Here is a 21090-nt window from a genome sequence, read left to right as displayed (position 1 = left end):
TATAAACTAAGATAAGATGCCACAACAACGCAATCGCTCTATTTGTCCCCTTTGCTTGCCATCTTTTGGCCGCTTCGCCATAAGGGATGGCGATGATTGAAACTATAAAACAACCCGCCAAAAACTCTGCATTGCGGGCATTTTTGTCGAGTGAAGCCGCGGGCGGTATTTTGTTAATGGCGGCCGCCGCATTGGCCATGATTATTGCCAATTCGGCTATTGCTGAAAACTATAATGATTTTCTACATTTGGTAATCGGGCCGGAGTTAACACCAAAGCTTGGCCCGATGACCGTCCATCTTTGGATAAATGACGGTCTGATGGCGATTTTCTTTTTGCTCGTCGGGCTGGAGATTAAGCGCGAATTTGTCGACGGGCATTTGTCGACTTGGGCCGACCGCACGCTTCCAATGCTTGCCGCTGCGGCGGGGATGATTGTTCCGGCGATTATTTATCTCACAGTGGTGGGCGGTGATCCTGCATTACAGCGTGGCTGGGCTATACCGGCTGCTACCGACATTGCATTTGCCATTGGCGTGCTTGCGCTGTTGGGCAGCCGAGCTCCCGCTTCTCTGAAACTGTTTCTGACGACGGTTGCCATTGTTGACGACATGGGCGCAGTGGCGATTATAGCTTTATTTTACACGGCCGAGTTGAACATCACCGCGCTGGCCGCAGCTGGCGGCATTTGGCTCGCTATGATGATGCTTAACCGCTTTCGGGTAAATGCCCTTTGGCCATATCTCATCCTTGCGGTCCTGTTATGGTATGCGACATTGTTATCCGGCGTGCACGCCACCATTGCCGGCGTGATGGCGGCATTTGCCATTCCCTTTCGCCGAACGCTTGCTGCGCCTGACGCAGAAGATTCCGCCCTCCACCGGCTAGAGCATGCGCTGGTAAAGCCTGTTGCATTTCTCATCGTACCGGTCTTTGGCTTTGCCAATGCGGGTGTGTCGTTGGCCGGCATCAGCCTTGCTACGCTCGTTGCGCCGCTGCCACTTGGTATCGCGATGGGCCTTTTTTTGGGCAAACAGCTTGGAATTTTCACCAGCGTTTGGATCGTGGTCAAACTAGGCATTGCTGCGCGTCCGTCACATGCAAGCTGGACGCAAGTCTATGGTGTCGCATTGCTGTGCGGTATCGGCTTTACAATGAGCTTATTTATCGGTGGCCTTGCCTTCACTGGCCCGGATCAGGCCGATGATGTCAAAATTGGGGTTCTCATGGGCTCTATACTGTCGGCGATAATTGGGTATCTAATCCTTCGCTTTGCCGCGCCGCAAAAAGATATAATTGAAAGCACGATATGAACCTTCGCACCATCATCCTTCCTTTCGCTTTGCTGGCGTCAGCTAGCGCCACCGTTGCTCCAGCGGCCCCTGCAAGTGTCGCTGCACCGGCGATCTCGATTACCGATATCTCGGACGCATATATCCGGTTGACGCTTGAGGCTGGCACCCATGAAGCGGAGTATGTCGATGCATATTATGGCCCGCCTGCGTTGCAAGCAGCGGCAAAGGAAAATCCGCGGTCACTGGCACAATTGATTATCGAAACCCGCGTGCTGACCGCAGCTATTGATGTGGCCTTACCTTCGATTAAGGTGGTATCGGAGCGCCGTCGCGCAGTTGCGCTGCGTGGAATGCTCATTGCGGCAGATACAAGGTTGCAGATGCTTCAGGGCCGGAAGTTTGCGTTTAATGATGAAGCGCGGGGTCAGTTTGCGACGGTGCCGGAATTAAAACCGCTGGCGTATTATGACGCCATCTTGGCTAATCTTGAAACGCTGATTCCGGGCGATGGCCCACTCTCCGCACGCGTCGATGCCTTTAATGAGCGTTACATCATTCCCAAAGACCGGCTGCAGCCCGTTTTCGATGCGGCCATTGCCGAATGTAAGCGTCGCACGGCGCAATATATCAATTTGCCCGCGGGCGAGACATTCGTGATGGAGTTTGTCACAGGCAAGCCTTGGTCAGGTTATAATTATTATAAGGGCAATTATAAAAGCCTGATCCAGATCAACACCGACTTGCCGATCCGTATTAGTCGCGCGGTCGATCTGGGCTGTCATGAAGGCTATCCAGGTCACCATGTTCTCAACTTGATGGTTGAAGAACAAATGGCGCGCAAAAATGGGTGGAAGGAATATGAAGTTAATCCCCTCTACAGCCCTACCAGCGTATTATCCGAGGGCAGCGCCAATTATGGTATTGATCTGGCCTTTCCTGCGTCGGAACGCTTGGCATTTGAACGCGATATTCTATATCCTATGGCTGGCCTTGATCCCAAATCTGCGCAAGCCTTTTGGCAAATGCAGCAAATGACGGAAGCGCTGTCGGGTGCGCGGTTGACCATTGCTAAAATGTATCTCGATCGTGAAATTACGCGGCCGCAGGCACTCGATTTAACGCAGAAATATCTCTTGCTCTCCCCCGCGCGCGCGGAACAATCGGTGAAGTTCACAGACCATTATCGCAGCTATGTGATCAACTATGGCTGGGGCAAAGATCTGGTCCGCGCATATATTGAACGGGGAAATCCAGATGCGACCGAACGTTGGCTCCGGATGGAGAAAATATTGAGCGAGCCCACCGTGCCAGCGGACTTGCTGCCTTAGTCCAAATGTTTGCCGAACCCAGCGGGCAGGCCATTTGCGTTGCGCGCAGGCAAGGCGAGGCTGAGCAAGGGCGTTGCGCCGCATGATTTTGTCATAGCCAGAAAATTAGGCAACACGATGTCGGCGCTATAAGCAAAAAGGGTGGACATTTCTGCCCACCCTTAAAATTTACGCTCAGTTAAAAGCTATTACAGCTTGCCAACTAATTCCGGCACGACCGTAAACAGGTCTCCGACCAAGCCGATATCGGCAACTTGGAATATCGGCGCGTCTTCGTCTTTGTTGATCGCGATGATTACCTTGGAGTCTTTCATACCCGCCAAATGCTGGATCGCGCCGGAGATACCGACCGCGACATATATTTCGGGAGCAACGATCTTACCCGTTTGGCCAACTTGATAGTCATTAGGCACAAAGCCGGCGTCCACGGCGGCACGGCTTGCGCCAACGCCTGCACCTAGCTTGTCAGCCAATGGCAAGATGGTTGCCGCGAAGGTTTCCGCATCCTTCAACGCACGGCCGCCCGATACGATGATCTTGGCAGAGGTGAGTTCAGGGCGTTCTTGCTTGGCGATTTCTGCCGACAGAAATGATGACGTACCGGCATCGCCTGTGCTTGCAACCGCGTCAATCGTCGCCGAACCACCGGTTTCTTGTGCCTTGGCAAAGGCCGTGCCGCGCACGGTGATGACCTTCTTGGCATCCGACGATTGCACCGTGGCAATTGCGTTACCGGCATAGATCGGACGCGTGAACGTATCTGCGCTCTCAACCGACAGAATGTCGGAGATTTGCATGACATCGAGCAAGGCAGCCACGCGTGGCGCGATATTCTTACCATTTGATGTGGCTGGCGCGAGGAATGCGTCATGGGTTGCCATCAAAGACGCAACCAAGGGTGCGACATTCTCCGCCAATTGCTGCGCATATATAGCGTCATCGGCAACATGCACGGTGCTAACGCCAGCAATCTTTGCAGCCTGTTCGGCGACCGCGCCGCAGCCTGCGCCCGCAACGAGGATATGTACTTCGCCCAATTGCGATGCAGCGGTGACGACGGCCAATGTTGCATCCTTTAACGATGCATTGTCATGTTCGGCATAAACGAGGGTCTTCATGCGGCCACTCCCATTTCCTTGAGCTTTGCAACCAACGCATCAACGTCGGCAACCTTGATACCCGCGCTGCGCACGGGTGGCTCTACAACCTTCAACGTTTTGAGGCGCGGGCTGACGTCAACGCCATAATCGGCAGGTGATTTCTGAGCGAGCGGCTTTGACTTTGCCTTCATGATGTTCGGCAAGGACGCGTAACGTGGCTCATTCAAGCGCAGGTCGGTCGTAATGATCGCTGGCATCTTCAACGCTACGGTTTGCAGACCGCCATCGACTTCGCGTGCGACATGCACTTCATCGCCCGATATATTTACCGTATTGGCAAAAGTGCCCTGCGGACGACCGGTCAGTGCGGCGAGCATTTGGCCGGTCTGGTTGCTATCATCGTCAATGGCTTGCTTGCCAACAATGACGAGGCCAGGCTGTTCTTCTTCGACAATCTTTGCAAGGATCTTCGCAACGCCCAATGGCTCGACATCTTCAGCAATCACCAAGATTGCGCGATCCGCGCCCATGGCCAATGCGGTGCGCAGCGTTTCTTGCGCCTTGTCCGGTCCAATCGACACCGCGATCACTTCGGTCGCAATGCCCTTTTCACGCAAACGCAACGCTTCTTCGACGGCGATTTCGTCAAACGGGTTCATGCTCATTTTGACATTTGCCAAATCAACACCCGAACCATCCGGCTTAACCCGCGGTTTTACGTTATAATCGATGACCCGCTTAACGGGGACGATGATCTTCATGTGCTCATCCTTCCATACCGACTCAAAAAGGCAATTGGATGCCTGCTTAATCTGATGCGCCTATGCTTACCGGTTACGTGAACGTCAAGTGCCTGATCTATGCATCCTGCCAAGCTTTAAATAGGCTGAGGGTTCTCGCATCTTGCAAGAACCGTCAGCCATGAATTTATGCCGCCTTGCGAACTTCCGCGACAATTTTCTCCGCCGCATCGCCCAAGTCGTTGGCCGACACGATAGGCAGACCGCTATTGGCGAGGATATCCTTGCCCTGCTGCACATTGGTGCCTTCCAAGCGCACCACGAGCGGCACTGACAGGTTCACTTCTTTAGCTGCCGCAACGATGCCGTCGGCGATGATGTCGCATTTCATGATGCCGCCGAAGATGTTGACCAGAATACCCTTTACGGCGGGGTCCTTCAGAATGATCTTGAACGCGGCCGTTACCTTTTCCTTCGATGCGCCGCCGCCGACGTCGAGGAAGTTGGCAGGGAATTCACCGTTTAGCTTGATGATGTCCATCGTTGCCATGGCAAGACCTGCGCCATTGACCATGCAGCCAATGTTGCCGTCGAGTTTAATATAAGCAAGATCATATTCCGAAGCTTCAACCTCGGCAGGGTCTTCCTCGGTCAAATCGCGCAGTTCGGCGAGGTCCTTGTGCCGGAACATCGCATTGCCGTCAAAACCGACCTTGGCATCGAGCACAAGAAGTTCATCGCCATTCTTGCCTTCGCAAACCGCCAACGGATTGATTTCGATCTGTTCGGCATCGGTGCCGATGAACGCGTTGTAAAGGCCGGCAAGCACTGTTTGCGCTTGCTTGGCCAGATCACCCGTCAGGCCAAGCGCCTTGGCAACGCTGCGGCCATGATGGGGTTGCAGGCCAGCGGCCGGATCAATGACGATGGTGTGGATCTTCTCGGGGCTGTCATGTGCCACGTCTTCGATATTCATGCCGCCTTCGGTCGACGCCACGACGGCAATACGGCTCGTCGCGCGGTCGACGAGCAAAGCGAGGTAGAATTCCTGCTTAATGTCGGCGCCATCAGTGATGTAGAGGCGATTGACCTGCTTGCCTTCGGGGCCAGTCTGGATTGTCACCAGCGTGTTGCCGAGCATGTCTTTTGCATGGGCCTCAACCTCATCCAGATTGAAGGCCAAGCGCACGCCGCCCTTTGCATCGGGTCCAAGCTCCTTGAACTTGCCCTTGCCGCGTCCACCGGCATGAATCTGGGATTTCACCACATAAAGCGGGCCAGGAAGTTGTTTCGCGGCGGCAACCGCCTCCTCCACGCTCAACGCCGCAATGCCGGCAGGCACAGCCACACCGAATTTTGCGAGCAGTTCTTTGGCCTGATATTCATGGATATTCATGGGAGATTGCATCCTTGCAAATGGAAAGTATCGCCGGTCGCTTAAGCACAGAAGGGCATTGAATGGAAGGGCTTGCGCTCATGTTTTTTGGTTCACGCACAGGGGCAGAGCGTGCGGAGAATCTATACTAATTTTTGCGTCATTCACGCATCTGCGTGCAAAAATTCAATGTAATAAATCGAGGGCAAGCAATTCACGACGAAGTGAATTGGCGTCCATAAAGTGATGGGCAACAAAACCGTTTTGGCGCGCGCTGATGACATTGTCATGATTATCATCGATAAAAATGGCCTCGCCCGGCTTTAGTCCGAAACGCTGCAACGCCAGCGCGTAAATGGCTGGGTCCGGCTTCACCAATTTTTCGACTCCTGATACAATTATGTCCTGAAAACGGTCGAATATCGGCTGTGTCGGACGGAAACTATCCCAGAATTCTGCGCCGAAATTGGTGATCGCAAATAACGGCACATCGCGTTCGGCGAGTTCCTCTACAATCTCCAGCGACCCTGTGATGGGCCCGGGAATGGTTTCATTGAAACGGCTGGCGTAAGCCGCAATCCAAGCTGCATATTTTGGAAATTCAGCGACCCGCTCGGCAACCATATCGTCCAAAGCGCGACCTGCATCATGCTGAAAATGCCATTCGGGGGTTACAACATGCGCAACGAAATATTCCAGCTCGTCCTTGTCCGTGATCAGCTTTGCAAAAAGATGCCTGAGATCCCATTCGAATAGTACTTTGCCGACATCAAAGACCACATTGCTTATTTTAGTCATGCATTTCGCCTCTTCAAGGGATGGACTTAAGTGGAATCAAGGCGCAAAAAAACCGCCCGCGAATCAGATTCGGAGCGGCATTTTGCCTGTTCTAACTGCCCGCATAGCGCAGGCAGGACCAAATTAACCCTGGCGCGCCTTGAAGCGTGGCTGGGTCTTGTTGATGACATAAGTGCGGCCACGGCGACGAATCACGCGGTTATCGCGATGGCGGCCCTTGAGCGACTTCAGAGAATTAACGACTTTCATCGGATTTACCCGTCTAATAAATGCATAAAGCTTGAATTGAAGGCGCGCTCCTATGGGTCGGGCTGCGGAAAGTCAAGCGCGATTGGCGCATCTTTGCGGATTCAGCCTCCACACATCGCTTGATATGGTAAAGGACGGGCCTAAGGATAATTGCATGATGAAAATTGCTCGATTTTTGCCGCTTTTGACATTTTCTGCGTTGACCGCTTGCGTCGTGCCAACGGGACCTGTTGAGGTGACGCGCTACAACCGCGCGGCCGAAGGCGTCCCTTATGGCACGGGAAGTTTTGCAGTCACGCTTGTGGGCGAATCGGCTTCGGACCGGTCTCTTGCTGGGTCGCCATATCTGGCCGCTGTTGCACGCGAAATGCAGCGAATCGGCTATCGGGCTAATAGCGGAAATTCCGCCGTGATTGCCGAAGTGCGTTTTGGCGCAACTGAGGTTCGTCCCGGCCGCCGCGCGCCTGTGTCGGTTGGCGTCGGGGGGTCGACGGGTAGCTATGGTTCGGGCGTTGGTGTTAGCCTTGGTTTCAATCTGGACAATGGGTCATCAGCGCAGTTACAATCCAGCTTGGCGGTCCGCATTGTCCGGCGCAGCGACCAGGTGGTGATTTGGGAGGGCACGGCCGTGCAACTTGCCAAAGCAGGTTCACCCGCCGCGCAACCGGGGGTTGCCGCATCAAAATTGGCCGAAGCCTTGTTTAAGGACTTCCCCGGCGTGTCGGGGGAGACTATCCGCGTGCCATAAATTTAATTGCGAGAGCGAACCCAAAATGCCGATTATTGACATCAATGCCGCCTTCGACAGCGGCAATATTATCGTTCATGCCGTCGATGGTAATGTTGCAACGCTTGGCATCCGCCAGGATAAGGATTCGGAGTTCGCGCAATGGTTCCACTTCCGCGTGGCATGCACTGCTGGCGAAGAACTGGAGTTGCGGATTACCGGACTGGAAAGCAGCGCCTATCCCGGTGGCTGGCCCGATTACCGCGCCTGTGTTTCCGAAGACCGGGATTATTGGGGGCGCGCCGATACGACCTATGACAAGGCAAAAGATGGCGGCGCCTTGACCATCCGTTATACCCCCGCAAGCGATCTTGCATGGTTTGCCTATTTCGCACCCTACAGCATGGAACGGCACCATGACCTCATCGCCGAGACTGCGTCGCTTGAGGGCGTAACCTATCGCTGCCTCGGCCACAGCATCGAAGGCCAGCCGATTGATTGCCTTGAAATGGGCGATGGTGACACGCAGGTCTGGCTCTATGCGCGGCAGCATCCCGGTGAAACTCAGGCCGAATATTGGATGGAAGGTGCCATCGATATGCTGACGGACTTAAGCGACCCGCACACACGCGTTCTGCTAGAAAAATGCCGCTTCCATATCGTGCCCAACTGCAATCCGGACGGAAGCTGTCGCGGGCATTTGCGCACCAATTATCTGGGCGTCAACCTGAACCGTGAATGGGCCGAACCGTCCGCGGAGCGTAGCCCCGAAGTGTTGGCTATCCGCAAGGCAATGGATGAATTAGGCGTGCATTGGGCCATGGACGTGCATGGCGACGAAGCCATTCCAGCCGCGTTTATGGCAGGGTTTGAAGGCATTCCTTCATGGACGGATAATCAGGGTGATCGCTACAATGCCTTCATCAATCGCCTTTCGGCGCGGACCCCTGATTTCCAGACAGAGCTGGGTTATACCAAGGCCGGTCCGGGCAAAGCCAATCTGTCGATGTCGACTAACCAATTGGCGGAGCGTTTTGGACCTTCGCACCAATGCGTCGCGATGACGCTTGAAATGCCTTACAAGGACACCGTGCACGGCAATGATCCCGACCAAGGCTGGTCCCCCGAACGTTGCCGCTTGCTCGCCCGCGAATGCCTCGCGACCTTGGCGGAGATGGTGTAAACATCATTGCAACCGTGGCTTCGTTTAAAATCTCTTCATCGATTTCATGACCTTGGCGATATGACCAACTTGCGTTAGGGCCCGACCAAACAATTTAGGAATCCAAATATGCCGAAACTCATCCTCATCCGTCACGGCCAATCTCAGTGGAATCTGGAAAACCGGTTCACCGGCTGGTGGGATGTAGATGTCACCGAAAAAGGCGCTGCTGAGGCTTGGGCAGCGGGAGAGCTGATGAAGGCGAAGGGCATATGGCCGGACACTGCCTTTACCAGCGTGCAGACACGGGCCATCAAGACCTTGAATCTCGCGTTGGAGGCCATGGGGCGTTTGTGGGTTCCGGTGACCAAGAATTGGCAATTGAACGAACGGCATTATGGCGGGCTAACTGGCCTAGATAAGGCAGAGACAGCGGCGAAGCATGGCGAGGATCAGGTGAAGATCTGGCGCCGCAGTTTCGACATTCCGCCGCCGCCGCTTGCGGCAGGGTCGCCATATGACCTTTCATCTGATCCGCGTTATGCCGGCATTGATATTCCGGCGTCTGAAAGCCTGAAAGACACAATTAATCGCGTTTTGCCATATTGGGAAAGCGCGATTGTGCCGGAGTTACAGGCCGGAAAAACCGTTTTGATTTCGGCGCATGGCAATAGCCTGCGCGCGCTCGTCAAGCATCTGTCGGGAATCTCCGATGCCGATATTAACGGCTTGGAAATCCCGACGGGGCAGCCAATCGTGTATGAATTGGACGACCATCTGAACGGTGAATATCACTATCTTTCAGCGCGATAGGTTCACTTTAAGCTGCATTTAAGTGCTGGGGCGGTTAACGCCGTGTTGCTGGATTGCGCCTTTTGCACCACAAGGCTAAGGCCATTGCCATCGAATTTGTCAGGGGAGTGACACATGACCGACGCAGCGCCGCTCATTGGCATCATCATGGGAAGCCGTTCGGACTGGGAGACGATGCGAGAAGCCTCGGCGACGCTGACTGCGCTGCACATTCCGCATGAATGCAAAGTGGTGTCTGCGCATCGCACGCCCGAACGTCTTTATGATTATGCCAAAACTGCCGCAGGTCGTGGTCTGAAATGCATTATCGCGGGCGCAGGCGGTGCGGCGCATCTGCCGGGCATGGCAGCGTCGATGACGCGCCTTCCCGTGCTGGGCGTGCCGGTACAATCCAAGGCGCTAGACGGCATGGATAGCCTTTTATCCATCGTGCAAATGCCCGCTGGAATTCCGGTTGGCACATTGGCAATCGGCAAAGCGGGCGCAACAAACGCGGCGCTTTTGGCGGCAGCGATGCTGGCGAATGAAGATGCCGCGCTGGCCGAACGGTTGGACACCTGGCGCACGGCGCAGACGGCTTCGGTCGCCGAAACGCCCGAATAAGGTTCATTTATGGCGGCGTTACCTCCGGGATCGACTATTGGCATATTGGGCGGTGGTCAGCTTGGCCGCATGCTGGCGACTGCTGCTGCGCAATTGGGTTATCGCTGCCATATTTACACGCCACCGGGGGACAATGTCGCATGCGATGTTGCGGCCGATCACACCATATCCGAATATGATGACCCGGAGGCGCTGAAGGCGTTTGCAACAGCCTGCGACGTGGTAACCTTTGAATTTGAAAATGTGCCCGTGACGCCGCTTGAATCGATCGCAGGCCTTGTGCCGGTGTATCCGCCGCTTAAGGCGCTTGAAGTGGCGCAGGATCGCGCCGCCGAAAAGCAGTTTGTCCGCGGCATTGGTGGGAAAACGGCGGAGTTTGCAGTAGCGCAGGACGAAGGCGCTGTATCCGACGCGATTGAAGCTGTTGGCATACCCTGCATCCTTAAAACCATACGCATGGGCTATGATGGCAAGGGCCAGTCGCGGATCATGGGTGATGGCGACATAAAGGGTGCGTGGCAAAGCACAGGCGGGCAGCCGCTGATCGCCGAAGCCATGGTGTCGTTTGATGCGGAATTTTCCGTGATATTAGTCCGCGGCCAAGACGGTGAAATCCGTTTTTGGGACAGTTCGCGCAACGTGCATGTCGACGGCATTTTGGCGACATCGACTTTGCCGTCCGGGCCGTTGGTTGAAAGCCAGCAACAAGCGGCGCGTGATATGGCAGCGGCTGTTGCATCGGCGCTGGATTATGTCGGCGTGTTTACCGCCGAATTCTTCGCTAGCGCGCAAGGACCCTTATTCAACGAAATAGCGCCTCGCGTGCATAATAGCGGGCATTGGACCATCGAAGGTGCGGCCACCAGCCAGTTTGAGAACCATATCCGTGCCATTTGCGGACTGCCCTTAGGTGCCACAGAAACGATTGCTGTGCGGGTTGAAATGGAAAATTTGCTTGGCGCAGATGGCGATAATTTTGAACAAATTTTAGCAGATCCTGCGGCACATCTGCATCTATATGGCAAGGCCGAAGCAAGACCTGGCCGAAAAATAGGCCACGTCACCCGCTTGTATAGGTGAGAAAAAGTCGGCAAGACGGCGGCATGAATCATCCCGAAATCGTTCTTGTCCTCGCCCGCGCCGCAAATGGAACAATCGGAAAGGATGGCGGCATGCCATGGCATATCCCCGCCGACCTGCGCCATTTCAAACAAGTCACCAAGGGGCGACCCATGATCATGGGCCGTAAGACCTTTGACAGCCTGCCGGGCTTGCTGGATGGCCGCCGCCATATCGTGTTAACCCGCGACCTTGATTGGGAGGAAGATGGTGCCGAAGTTGTACATTCGGTCGAGGAGGCATTGAAGCGGGCCAATGGGCCGCATGTCTGCGTCATTGGTGGCGCAGAAATTTATAGTCTATTCCTGCCGCTGGCGGACCGCGTTGAACTTACCGAAATCGCTGCCAGCCCAGACGGTGACGCGATAGTGCCCGCGTTAGATATGGCAGTCTGGCAAGAAATTGCGCGGGAGAGCCATGCTGCGCAAGGCGGCACGCCCGCTTATGATTTTGTAACATTAGTGCGACGGGTCGTGACCTAAACATCGGCGCCATAGGGGGATTATGCGTAAAAAAATCTGGATACCGGCGACGTTGATTGCCGCGGCGGCTATTGGCTTTTTCGGCATTGCACCTGGCTATGTCGAAGGGGCAATGAACCAGATTGATGGCAAACCGCTGATTGCGGTCAGCGACGAAGCCAAGGCCTTGCACAAGACGCTGAACATCGTTGACCTGCACAGCGACACTTTGATGTGGAACCGCGATCTTAATGAGAGCGCGTCGCGCGGTCATATGGATTTGCCACGTTTGCAAGAAGGCAATGTCGCGCTGCAATTATTCTCGTCTGTGACAAAGACGCCGAAGAACCAGAATTATGATGGCAATGGGGCTGACACTGACAACATTACCTTATTGACCATTGCGCAGCTGCAACCCGTGAAGACTTGGAGCTCGTTGGTTGAGCGGTCGTTATATCATACACAAAAACGTGATGCGGCGGTTGCGGGATCGAACGGGTCGATCAACGCTGTCGATACCGCAGGCCAATTAGATGCCTTACTAGCCGCGCGGCAGAAAGATAAGCGGGCCGTCGGGGCGATGCTGACCATTGAAGGTCTTCAAAATCTGGAAGGGAAGGCAGCCAATCTGGACCGGCTGTATGACGCTGGTTTTCGTATGGCGGGGCTAACCCATTTCTTTGACAATGAACTTGCGGGTTCGATGCATGGCCTGAAAAAAGGGGGGCTAACCCCTTTTGGCCGTGACATTGTTCGGCGGATGGAGGCGAAGGGTATGATCATCGACATCGCCCATTTGTCACATAAAGGTGTTGCAGAAGTGCTGGCCATGGCCACCCGGCCGGTCGTATCCAGCCATGGCGGCGTGCAGGCGACCTGCAAGGTCAACCGCAACTTGACCGATGATGAAGTGCGCGGTGTGGCCAAAACGGGCGGCATCATCGGCATCGGTTATTGGGACGGCGCCTTGTGCGACACAAGCCCGCGCGCGGCAGCCAAAGCTATGAAGCATGTCCGCGATTTGGTGGGCATCCAATTTGTCGCCTTGGGATCCGATTATGATGGCGCGACCACCGTACGGTTCGACACCTCGCAATTGGTTCAGGTTACACAAGCCTTGATGGAAGAAGGCTTCACAGCAGCCGAAATCCGGGCCGTCATGGGTGAAAACGCGCTGCGCGTCATCCGCGCTGGCTTGGTGCCAAGGGCGGGCAAGGCGCTATGATTCCTCGCCTCTCTGCCAAAGACCGCATGCCCGATGCCTTACGCTGCGGCGTGGTGGCTTTGGGCAATTTTGACGGCTTTCATCTCGGGCATCAAGCGGTCGCGGGTGAAGCCATTGCGCAGGCGAAGGCGGCCGGCCGTCCAGCCATCATCGCGACATTTGACCCGCACCCCGTGCGTTTTTTTGCGCCGCAATCGCCCTGGTTCCGGCTGACGACGCTCGACCAAAGGCAGCGGCTTTTCGAAGATGCGGGCGCCGATGCCATGATGGTGTTTGATTTTGATGCTGAACTGGCGGCTACCAGCGCGGAAGATTTCATTGTAAAATTGCTCATTGAGCGACTTGGGATTTCGGCTGTTGTTACAGGCGAGGATTTTACCTTTGGTAAAGCGCGTGGCGGCAATATCGATGTGCTGCGGCAAATAGGTGGCGCGCACGATCTTTCCTCGACGGCCATGGGCCCCGTGGTCGATGATGCAGGCATCATCTCCTCAAGCCGCATCCGCGCTGCGTTGCAAGATGGCGACTGCGCAACCGCCACTGCCTTGCTGACGCGACCCTTTACCGTCCAAGGCGTTGTCCAGCATGGGGACAAAAATGGTCGTCTTCTGGGCTTTCCCACCGCCAATATCGACATGGGCCATTATTTACGCCCGCGTTACGGCATTTATGCGGTGAAGGGCCGCTTGCCCGATGGCCGGGTTTTGAACGGCGCGGCAAATTTGGGCATCCGTCCAACCTTTGATCCGCCCAAGGAATTGCTTGAACCGCATTTTTTCGATTTTGCCGAAGATTTATATGGGCAAAGTATCGAAATCGAATTTCACGCCTTCATTCGTGGCGAGGCGAAATTTGACAATCTCGATGCGCTTATGGCGCAGATGGCAAAGGATTGTGATCAGGCGCGCGCCATTTTGGCGTGACGCTCCAATGGGACGGTGTGAACCATTGCTGGCTTGGCATCCTTGCGCTCAAATAGTTGTCTAAAGCGCCAACCTCCCCTAAGCACCCGCACGATATGACTAAAACTGCTGACTCACCGAAACAAGATTATCGCGACAGCGTCTTCTTGCCCAAAACTGACTTTCCGATGAAGGCTGGCCTTCCGCAGAAGGAACCGGGTATTTTGGCGCGCTGGCAGGCGGCCGATTTCTACGCCGAATTGCGCAATCGTCGCCGTGGGCGGGAGAAGTTCATCCTGCATGATGGCCCGCCTTATGCCAATGGTGACATGCATATCGGTCATGCGCTGAACCATATTCTGAAAGACATGGTTGTCCGCACGCAGACTCTACTTGGCAAAGATGCGCCTTATGTCCCCGGATGGGATTGCCATGGCTTGCCCATTGAATGGAAGGTCGAGGAGCAATATCGCAAGAAAAAGCTCAACAAGGACGAAGTCCCCGCAGTTGAATTCCGCGCCGAATGCCGCGCTTATGCACAGCATTGGGTCGATACACAGCGCGAACAATTGAAGCGGCTAGGCATCAATGCCGATTGGGACAATCCCTATCTGACGATGGATTTTCAGGCTGAGGCAACGATTGTTTCGGAACTGCTGAAGTTTGCCGAAAGCGGTCAGCTCTATCGCGGCGCCAAGCCCGTCATGTGGTCGCCGGTTGAAAAGACCGCCTTGGCCGAGGCCGAGATTGAATATGAGGACATCACATCGACGCAAATCGATGTGGCGTTTGAGATTGTCGACGCGCCGAACGAGCCTTCTTTAGTTGGCGCGTTTGCGGTGATCTGGACGACAACACCTTGGACCATTCCGGTCAATCAGGCCTTGGCTTACGGGCCAGACGTTGAATATGTCGTTTCTGAGGTGGCTGGCCGCCGCTATATTTATGCCCTTGATCTTGAACATGCATTCTTGTCTCGACTAGGCGTCGAGTCTGTTGATCGGGGCCATGGAACGCTTAAGGCTGGGGCGCTTGCTGATGCCACCGTCCGCCACCCGATGCATAAGCTCGATGGTTTCTTCGCGAAGCCCCGCCCGATGCTCGCGGGAGATTTCGTCACCACCGACAGCGGCACGGGCCTTGTCCACATGGCACCTGATCATGGTGAGGATGACTTTGACCTATGCAAGGCCAATGGCATTGAACCGGTCTTCGCGGTTGAGGGCGATGGCAAATATCGCGCCGACTGGCTCTGGCTGGGCGGTGAAGGCAGCGTCATCAACCCCAAATTCAATGCGCCGGATGGCCCGATTTGCACCGCACTGCATGATGCTGGCGGCTTGCTCGCGGCGTCGGCGGATTACAAGCACAGCTATCCGCACTCATGGCGGTCAAAGGCGAAGGTCATCTATCGCTGCACCCCGCAATGGTTTGTGCCGATGGACAAAGCCAGCGCCGATGGCACGCTGCGCGACAAGGCAATGACCGCGATTTCGGAAACCCGCTGGGTTCCGGAAAAGGGCCAGAACCGCATCACCGCAATGGTCGAAGGCCGCCCCGACTGGGTGCTGTCGCGTCAGCGCGCCTGGGGCGTGCCGATCACTTTGTTCGTCGACCGCAAGTCCGGCCAGTATCTCTGCGACGCAGGTGTTAACGCGCGTATCATCGCGGGAGTACGTGAGATGGGCGTCGATGCCTGGTCCGATGAACGCGCACAGGCATATTTGGGCAGCGATTATGCCTTGGCCGATTATGAGCGCGTCACTGACATTCTAGACGTCTGGTTCGATTCCGGCTGCACCCATGCATTTGTGCTCGAAAGCGGGCGCTGGCCCGACCTGCAATGGCCTGCGGATCTCTATCTGGAAGGCAGCGACCAACATCGTGGTTGGTTCCAATCAAGCTTGCTGCAAAGTTGCGGTACGCGGGGCCGGGCGCCTTATAACGCCGTGCTAACACATGGTTTTACCATGGATCAAAAGGGCATGAAAATGTCCAAGTCCTTGGGCAATACCATCAACCCGTTGGATCTGATGCGCGACAATGGCGCGGATATTTTGCGGCTATGGGCGCTAACCGTAGACTTCACCGAGGATCATCGCATTGGCAAGGAAATCCTCGCCGGTGTGTCCGACCAATATCGCAAATTGCGCAACACCTTCCGTTATTTGCTGGGCGCGCTCGATGGGTTTTCCGATGCGGAAAAGGTTGCCGTCAAAGATATGCCGGAGCTGGAGCGTTATATGCTCCATCTGCTCGCCGACATGGACGCGAAGTTGAAGGCGGCGGTCAATGACTTTGACTTTAACACTTATGTCCGCTTGCTGACCGAGTTTTGCAACGAAGATCTGTCGGCCTTCTTCTTCGATATCCGCAAAGATTGCCTCTATTGCGATGCCGCGACTGATCCGAAGCGGATGGCGTATCGAACGGTGCTCGACATATTGTTCCACGCGTTGGTGAGATATGCCGCGCCTGTGCTTGTGTTCACCAGCGAAGAAGTCTGGCAGTCTCGGCTCCCCGATGCGGACAGCGTGCATTTCTCGGAATGGCCCGATGTTGATGCTGGTTGGATTGATAAAATATTGGCGGTAAAATGGGCGAACATTAGGGGAAGCCGTATGCTGGCAAACGAGCGGATCGAACCTATGCGCCGCAACAAGGAAATCGGCTCAAGTCTGGAAGTCGAATATAGCTACCCGGGTGATCCCGGCGAAATCGACCTAGCCGAAGTGTTCATCGTGTCTGCGGTGCATCATGGTCGCGAGGAGGATGCAGTCAAAACCACCAACCACAAATGCGGTCGTTGCTGGCGGCATCTTCCCGAGGTTGTAGACGACGGGGCATTGTGCGGTCGGTGTGCGGATGTTGTTGGGGAATAACCGCACTCCCTTGATCGTCATCCTGAACTTGTTTCAGGATAACGCACGGCGGCAGTTTGTCATGCTGAAACAAGTTCAGCATGACGCGAAATTGAGTTAGGACGCGCTCATGAATCCGAACCCCAAATTCCGCCTTCAGGGGCTCCTGCTCGCGAGCCTCGTGTTCATCGCCGATCAAATCGTGAAATTCGCGATGCTCGGGCCATTGCAGTTGAAAGAGCGGGGCGTCATTCACATCGTGTCGTTTTTCGACCTGCGCTACGCCGAAAATCGCGGCGTTTCGATGAGTTTCCTAACCGCCGACAGTGACGGCGAACGCTGGGCACTGGTTGCGCTTACTACGGTGATTGCGGTCGGCGTAGGCGTATGGATGTGGCGCGAAAAATTGCGCGGCGACGTGCTGGCCTTGTCGTTGGTTTTGGGCGGTGCACTTGGGAACATCGTTGATCGGACGCGTTATGGCTATGTTGTGGATTATGCCGATCTGCATTTTGGTGCGTTCCGGCCCTTTTATATATTCAACCTGGCCGACGCCTGTATCAGCATAGGTGTATTGATATTGCTTGCCCGTTCGTTCCTGATAGGTGACAAGGAAACCGATCGCGGCCCTGATGTTCAGGAACCTGCAAGCAAAGCCGACATAGTGGAGAAGTCATGAAGCGGATATATATCTTAGCAGCAGCATCAGTTGCTATTCTTGCGCTTGCGGGCTGCGGAACGACCAGCATTTATGATCGCGAACGCCCTGACGAATTTGCAGTAAGCCGGGCAAAGCCAATCGAAGTCCCTAAGACCTTCACCTTGCCAACGCCGACCCCTAACGCGCCGCGTCCGCAGGATGGCGACACTCAGCAGCAGGTTTTGGACGCCATGTTTGGCGGCGCTGCGTCTACAACTGCTCCCCGCCCGTAATTTGGCCTGAAAATGGATATATATATGAACACAAAGCCTGTCCTTCTTGCCTTTACGATGCTGGCGCTTCCTTTGTTGTCGGGATGTGGGTCGATGGGTAGTTTATTGGGCGGCAATCAGTCGGCTGCACCGTCTGTTAGCCGCGCCGCTCCCTTGGTGGTTCCGCCTGACTTTGCGCTTGAACCGACCGCGGTATCGGCCATTCGCCCTGCGGAAGCTGGTCAGGAGCAGGCTCTGGAGGCTTTGTTTGGCGGCACCGCAACACGTTCCGCTGCTGAACGCGCGATTTCGACGACGTCGGGCGCTGCCGAATTGGGCATTCGTTCATCGGTCGGTGATCCGCAGACTACCACCGTCAATAAAGGCAGCATCACGCGCGATATCATCGCCGCCCCCGAAGGTGACGGCCAAACCGCGCAGGCGATTATTCCAGGGTAATGCCGTGACAGCAGCGCGCTCTTAAGCGCTCACGCTGGCTTCCTCAACGCCTGCGCTGTTGTGGCGTAGCGCTTTCAAAACGGTTTCGACGATCTGCGGCGCATTGAGGCCCGCCTCGTCATATTGCTTTTGCGGGCTGTCATGCTCTTGGAAGATATCGGGCAGGCGCATGGTACGGATTTTTAGGCCCGTGTCCATCAGGCCGGCGTCGCTCGCTAGAGTTAAAACATGCGCGCCAAGACCACCAACGGACGCTTCTTCGACCGTCACAACAACTTCATGCGTGGCGATGATCTGACGGATCATTTTTTCGTCCAGCGGCTTGGCAAAACGCAAGTCCGCAACGGTTGTGCTAAGGCCCTTTGCGTCCAGCGTGTCCGCTGCCTTCATGGCCTCGGCCAGACGGGTGCCGAGCGAGAGGATCGCGACCTTTTTGCCTTCACGAACGATGCGGCCTTTCCCGATTTCGAGCTGCTGCGGCACTTCTGGTAACGGAACGCCCGTGCCATTGCCGCGCGGATAACGAAAAGCGATTGGACCGCTGTCGTGCAAAACGGCGGTGTAGGTCATATGGACTAACTCCGCCTCATCGGCAGGTGACATGACGACCATATTTGGCAGGGTCGCAAGATAGGTGATGTCGAAAGACCCGGCGTGGGTGCTGCCATCGGCGCCGACCAAACCAGCGCGGTCGATGGCAAAACGTACAGGCAGATTCTGGATCGCGACATCGTGCACTACTTGATCGTAAGCACGTTGTAGGAAGGTTGAATAAATCGCGCAGAAGGGACGCATGCCTTGCGCGGCGAGGCCAGCGGCGAAGGTCACGGCATGCTGTTCCGCGATGCCCACATCGAAGGAGCGTTCGGGGTGTGCGGCGGAGAATTTGTCGACGCCTGTCCCGCCGGGCATAGCGGCCGTGATAGCGCAGATTTTAGGATCGGTTTCCGCCAGCTTCGCCAGCGTTTCACCAAACACGTTCTGATAGGCAGGCGGACCGCCACCGGGGCCTTTGTCTTGCTTGCCTGTGACAACGTCGAATTTTACCACGCCATGATATTTGTCAGCAGCGGCTTCAGCAGGGGCATAGCCCTTGCCCTTTTGCGTAACGACATGGATCAGGACCGGACCCTCAGCATTGTCGCGGACATTTTCGAGGACGGGGATCAGCTGGTCTAGATTATGGCCGTCAATGGGGCCGACATAATAAAAGCCAAGCTCTTCAAACAAGGTTCCGCCCATCGCCATGCCACGGGCGAATTCTTCGGCCTTTGACGCTGCAGTATAGATACGGCGCGACAAGCGTTTTGCGAGTTTGCTCGCGAGGCTGCGCAGGCCTAGATACTCGCTAGAGGAAACCAAGCGCGACAGATAAGCGGACAGGCCACCCACTGGCGGTGCAATCGACATATCATTATCGTTCAGGATGACGACCAAGCGGTTGCCTGCGGCTTGCGCGTTATTCATCGCCTCATAAGCCATGCCAGCTGACATGGACCCATCGCCAATGACAGCAATAGCTTTGCCGGGCTTGCCAGCGATCTTGTTAGCCACGGCAAAGCCCAAAGCTGCGGAAATCGACGTTGAGCTATGAGCGGCGCCGAACGGATCATATTCGCTTTCGCTCCGCTTCGTGAAGCCCGAGAGACCCCCGCCCGTGCGTAAGGTGCGGATACGGTCGCGGCGTCCGGTGAGGATTTTGTGCGGATAGCATTGATGGCCTACATCCCAGACTAACCGGTCATCGGGCGTGTTGAACACATAATGGATGGCCGTGGTCAACTCCACAACCCCAAGCCCCGCACCCAAATGACCACCCGTGACAGATACGGCAGAAATGGTTTCGGCGCGCAACTCGTCAGCAAGCTGACGAAGCTGCGATGCGGCAAGGTTACGAAGGTCCGAGGGCACTTTAACCGTATCAAGTAACGGCGTGTCAGGCGAATGAGTCATGCTTTAAGCTTAGCGGTGTTTTATCGGGCTGTCGAACGGGTAATTGCGGATATTTCAATCACAATCGGCACATTTGCCGCGCACTTCGATAACGGGACGCACTTGCGCAAAGCCGGCATGTTCCGCCGCTGCACGCACGTTCATAGTCAAGGCATCATCGTCAATATGCGTTGCGGTGCCGCAGCTATCGCAAATCAGGAAAATGCAATCATGCAAGCATCCCGGGTGCGAGTTGGCGATATAGGCATTCGCGCTTTCCACGCGGCGCGCGAGGTTCGTCGCCACAAAAAGGTCCAAGATGCGATACACGCTGTTGGGGGCAACGCGTTTGCCACGCTTTTGCGACACGAGATCAGCAATATCATATGCGGACGCCGGCTTTTCAAAGGTTGCGAGTACCGCGAAAATATCTGACCGCATATCGGTCCATTGTTCGCCAGCCTCAACAAGTGCGGCTTCTGCGGCGTCCGCAAGCGACGCGCCTGCATGCTCATGATGGTGATGTGCTGCCATGCCGGTGATGTAGGCGCTGGTATGCGGCGGGTCAATCACCGCGCGATTGTGGTTCAGCCTTTGGCCCGATGGTTGAGCAAATGGCCAAGTCCAAGAAAGACAACGCCAATTACTGTCCAAGCGATTTCCATAGCGCCATGTGGCAGTGTCAGTGCGCCGCCCATCATGCCAATTCCAAGCGCGCCAATAAAAGCGGGCATGAACAAACCGTGCGCACGGAAGCCTTTGCCTAATGCCAAAATACCCAAGAGGATTGCGAGGCCTAGCCCAGCCTCATGGATCATAGGGTTCAATAACGCGCCGCCCGCAGACGCCAGGATGGCCAGCAAAACCGTGGTGATCAGGCAATGCAACAGGCACAGCCCGGCAATGCTGAGGCCAAGCCCGTCCCAACGCCATTTTTGCCAAACCTGTGCCATTACCGGCCCCTACACTGATTCGATGAACGTTACAACATTACATCGTAAAATTGCAGCTTGATTGGCAATTTTTGCA

At 55.4% G+C, this 21090-nt stretch carries 23 protein-coding genes; 14 read left to right on the top strand and 9 right to left on the bottom strand.

The annotated features are described in order from the left end of the window. Nucleotides 1-92: 92 nt before the first annotated feature. Nucleotides 93-1313, top strand: coding sequence for a Na+/H+ antiporter NhaA (nhaA, locus tag ACILP4_RS04530; protein WP_395619555.1), 1221 nt, complete (start codon nt 93-95; stop codon nt 1311-1313). Beyond that, entirely contained in the window at nt 1310-2623 is a 1314-nt protein-coding gene (locus ACILP4_RS04525; RefSeq protein WP_395619554.1) for a hypothetical protein, read from the top strand. The genes nhaA and ACILP4_RS04525 overlap by 4 nt, the downstream gene beginning before the upstream one ends. Here ACILP4_RS04525 and ACILP4_RS04520 read toward each other — a convergent pair. The 6 genes from ACILP4_RS04520 to ykgO all read right to left on the bottom strand — a co-directional run bounded on the left by ACILP4_RS04520 (nt 2620) and on the right by ykgO (nt 6885). Beyond that, nucleotides 2620-2772, bottom strand: coding sequence for a hypothetical protein (locus ACILP4_RS04520; protein ID WP_395619553.1), 153 nt, complete (start codon nt 2770-2772; stop codon nt 2620-2622). The two genes, ACILP4_RS04525 and ACILP4_RS04520, sit on opposite strands and share 4 nt — an antisense overlap. Before the next feature lie 39 nt (nt 2773-2811). Next, nucleotides 2812-3741, bottom strand: coding sequence for an electron transfer flavoprotein subunit alpha/FixB family protein (locus ACILP4_RS04515; protein WP_395619552.1), 930 nt, complete (start codon nt 3739-3741; stop codon nt 2812-2814). Continuing rightward, nucleotides 3738-4484, bottom strand: coding sequence for an electron transfer flavoprotein subunit beta/FixA family protein (locus ACILP4_RS04510; protein WP_395619551.1), 747 nt, complete (start codon nt 4482-4484; stop codon nt 3738-3740). Before ACILP4_RS04510 ends, ACILP4_RS04515 begins: the two co-directional genes overlap by 4 nt. A 166-nt stretch (nt 4485-4650) precedes the next feature. Further along, nucleotides 4651-5859, bottom strand: coding sequence for an ADP-forming succinate--CoA ligase subunit beta (gene sucC / locus ACILP4_RS04505; protein WP_125229384.1), 1209 nt, complete (start codon nt 5857-5859; stop codon nt 4651-4653). A 165-nt stretch (nt 5860-6024) separates the two neighbouring features. Next, nucleotides 6025-6636 (bottom strand): HAD family hydrolase, encoded by a 612-nt coding sequence (locus ACILP4_RS04500; RefSeq protein WP_395619550.1) that lies wholly within the window; start codon nt 6634-6636, stop codon nt 6025-6027. A 123-nt stretch (nt 6637-6759) separates the two neighbouring features. After that, nucleotides 6760-6885, bottom strand: coding sequence for a type B 50S ribosomal protein L36 (gene ykgO, locus ACILP4_RS04495; RefSeq protein ID WP_125229386.1), 126 nt, complete (start codon nt 6883-6885; stop codon nt 6760-6762). Nucleotides 6886-7039: 154 nt separating this feature from the next. Between ykgO and ACILP4_RS04490 the strand changes: the two genes are divergently transcribed. The 12 genes from ACILP4_RS04490 to ACILP4_RS04435 all read left to right on the top strand — a co-directional run bounded on the left by ACILP4_RS04490 (nt 7040) and on the right by ACILP4_RS04435 (nt 18129). Next, the gene (locus ACILP4_RS04490) at nt 7040-7633 is read left to right on the top strand and encodes a DUF4136 domain-containing protein (RefSeq protein ID WP_395619549.1); all 594 of its coding nucleotides are present in this window, start codon (nt 7040-7042) and stop codon (nt 7631-7633) included. 25 nt (nt 7634-7658) lie between these two features. Next, on the top strand, nt 7659-8795 hold the full coding sequence (locus ACILP4_RS04485) for a M14-type cytosolic carboxypeptidase (RefSeq protein ID WP_395619548.1): 1137 nt from the start codon (nt 7659-7661) through the stop codon (nt 8793-8795). 108 nt (nt 8796-8903) lie between these two features. After that, nucleotides 8904-9587, top strand: a complete 684-nt coding sequence (gpmA, locus tag ACILP4_RS04480) for a 2,3-diphosphoglycerate-dependent phosphoglycerate mutase (protein ID WP_395619547.1) — start codon at nt 8904-8906, stop codon at nt 9585-9587. A 114-nt stretch (nt 9588-9701) separates the two neighbouring features. Further along, nucleotides 9702-10190: a 5-(carboxyamino)imidazole ribonucleotide mutase gene (gene purE / locus ACILP4_RS04475; protein WP_395619546.1), complete on the top strand. Its 489-nt coding sequence runs from the start codon at nt 9702-9704 to the stop codon at nt 10188-10190. A 9-nt stretch (nt 10191-10199) separates the two neighbouring features. Then, a complete protein-coding gene (locus tag ACILP4_RS04470; RefSeq protein WP_395619545.1) occupies nt 10200-11270 on the top strand; it encodes a 5-(carboxyamino)imidazole ribonucleotide synthase in 1071 nt (356 codons plus the stop codon). A gap of 23 nt (nt 11271-11293) precedes the next feature. Then, nucleotides 11294-11791: a dihydrofolate reductase gene (locus ACILP4_RS04465; protein WP_395619544.1), complete on the top strand. Its 498-nt coding sequence runs from the start codon at nt 11294-11296 to the stop codon at nt 11789-11791. A gap of 22 nt (nt 11792-11813) precedes the next feature. Then, on the top strand, nt 11814-12995 hold the full coding sequence (locus ACILP4_RS04460) for a dipeptidase (protein ID WP_395619543.1): 1182 nt from the start codon (nt 11814-11816) through the stop codon (nt 12993-12995). After that, nucleotides 12992-13918: a bifunctional riboflavin kinase/FAD synthetase gene (locus tag ACILP4_RS04455; protein ID WP_395619542.1), complete on the top strand. Its 927-nt coding sequence runs from the start codon at nt 12992-12994 to the stop codon at nt 13916-13918. The genes ACILP4_RS04460 and ACILP4_RS04455 overlap by 4 nt, the downstream gene beginning before the upstream one ends. A 95-nt stretch (nt 13919-14013) precedes the next feature. After that, the gene (gene ileS, locus ACILP4_RS04450) at nt 14014-16779 is read left to right on the top strand and encodes an isoleucine--tRNA ligase (RefSeq protein ID WP_395619541.1); all 2766 of its coding nucleotides are present in this window, start codon (nt 14014-14016) and stop codon (nt 16777-16779) included. A gap of 109 nt (nt 16780-16888) precedes the next feature. Then, nucleotides 16889-17437 (top strand): signal peptidase II, encoded by a 549-nt coding sequence (lspA, locus tag ACILP4_RS04445; RefSeq protein WP_395619540.1) that lies wholly within the window; start codon nt 16889-16891, stop codon nt 17435-17437. Further along, the gene (locus ACILP4_RS04440; protein WP_395619539.1) at nt 17434-17691 is read left to right on the top strand and encodes a DUF3035 domain-containing protein; all 258 of its coding nucleotides are present in this window, start codon (nt 17434-17436) and stop codon (nt 17689-17691) included. The genes lspA and ACILP4_RS04440 overlap by 4 nt, the downstream gene beginning before the upstream one ends. A 24-nt stretch (nt 17692-17715) precedes the next feature. Continuing rightward, nucleotides 17716-18129, top strand: coding sequence for a DUF3035 domain-containing protein (locus tag ACILP4_RS04435; RefSeq protein WP_395619538.1), 414 nt, complete (start codon nt 17716-17718; stop codon nt 18127-18129). A gap of 21 nt (nt 18130-18150) precedes the next feature. On the opposite strand, the gene dxs is transcribed toward ACILP4_RS04435, so the two are convergent. The 3 genes from dxs to ACILP4_RS04420 are packed head-to-tail and all read right to left on the bottom strand — an operon-like array spanning nt 18151 to nt 21014. Beyond that, the gene (gene dxs / locus ACILP4_RS04430; protein ID WP_395619537.1) at nt 18151-20082 is read right to left on the bottom strand and encodes a 1-deoxy-D-xylulose-5-phosphate synthase; all 1932 of its coding nucleotides are present in this window, start codon (nt 20080-20082) and stop codon (nt 18151-18153) included. 54 nt (nt 20083-20136) lie between these two features. Then, a complete protein-coding gene (locus ACILP4_RS04425) occupies nt 20137-20595 on the bottom strand; it encodes a Fur family transcriptional regulator (protein WP_395619536.1) in 459 nt (152 codons plus the stop codon). 53 nt (nt 20596-20648) lie between these two features. Continuing rightward, nucleotides 20649-21014 (bottom strand): MerC domain-containing protein, encoded by a 366-nt coding sequence (locus tag ACILP4_RS04420; RefSeq protein ID WP_395619535.1) that lies wholly within the window; start codon nt 21012-21014, stop codon nt 20649-20651. Nucleotides 21015-21090 lie beyond the last annotated feature (76 nt).

Source organism: Sphingorhabdus sp., assembly GCF_044239045.1.
In the GTDB taxonomy this organism is placed as follows: domain Bacteria; phylum Pseudomonadota; class Alphaproteobacteria; order Sphingomonadales; family Sphingomonadaceae; genus Sphingorhabdus_B.
This window is presented reverse-complemented; position numbering and strand designations above follow the sequence as displayed.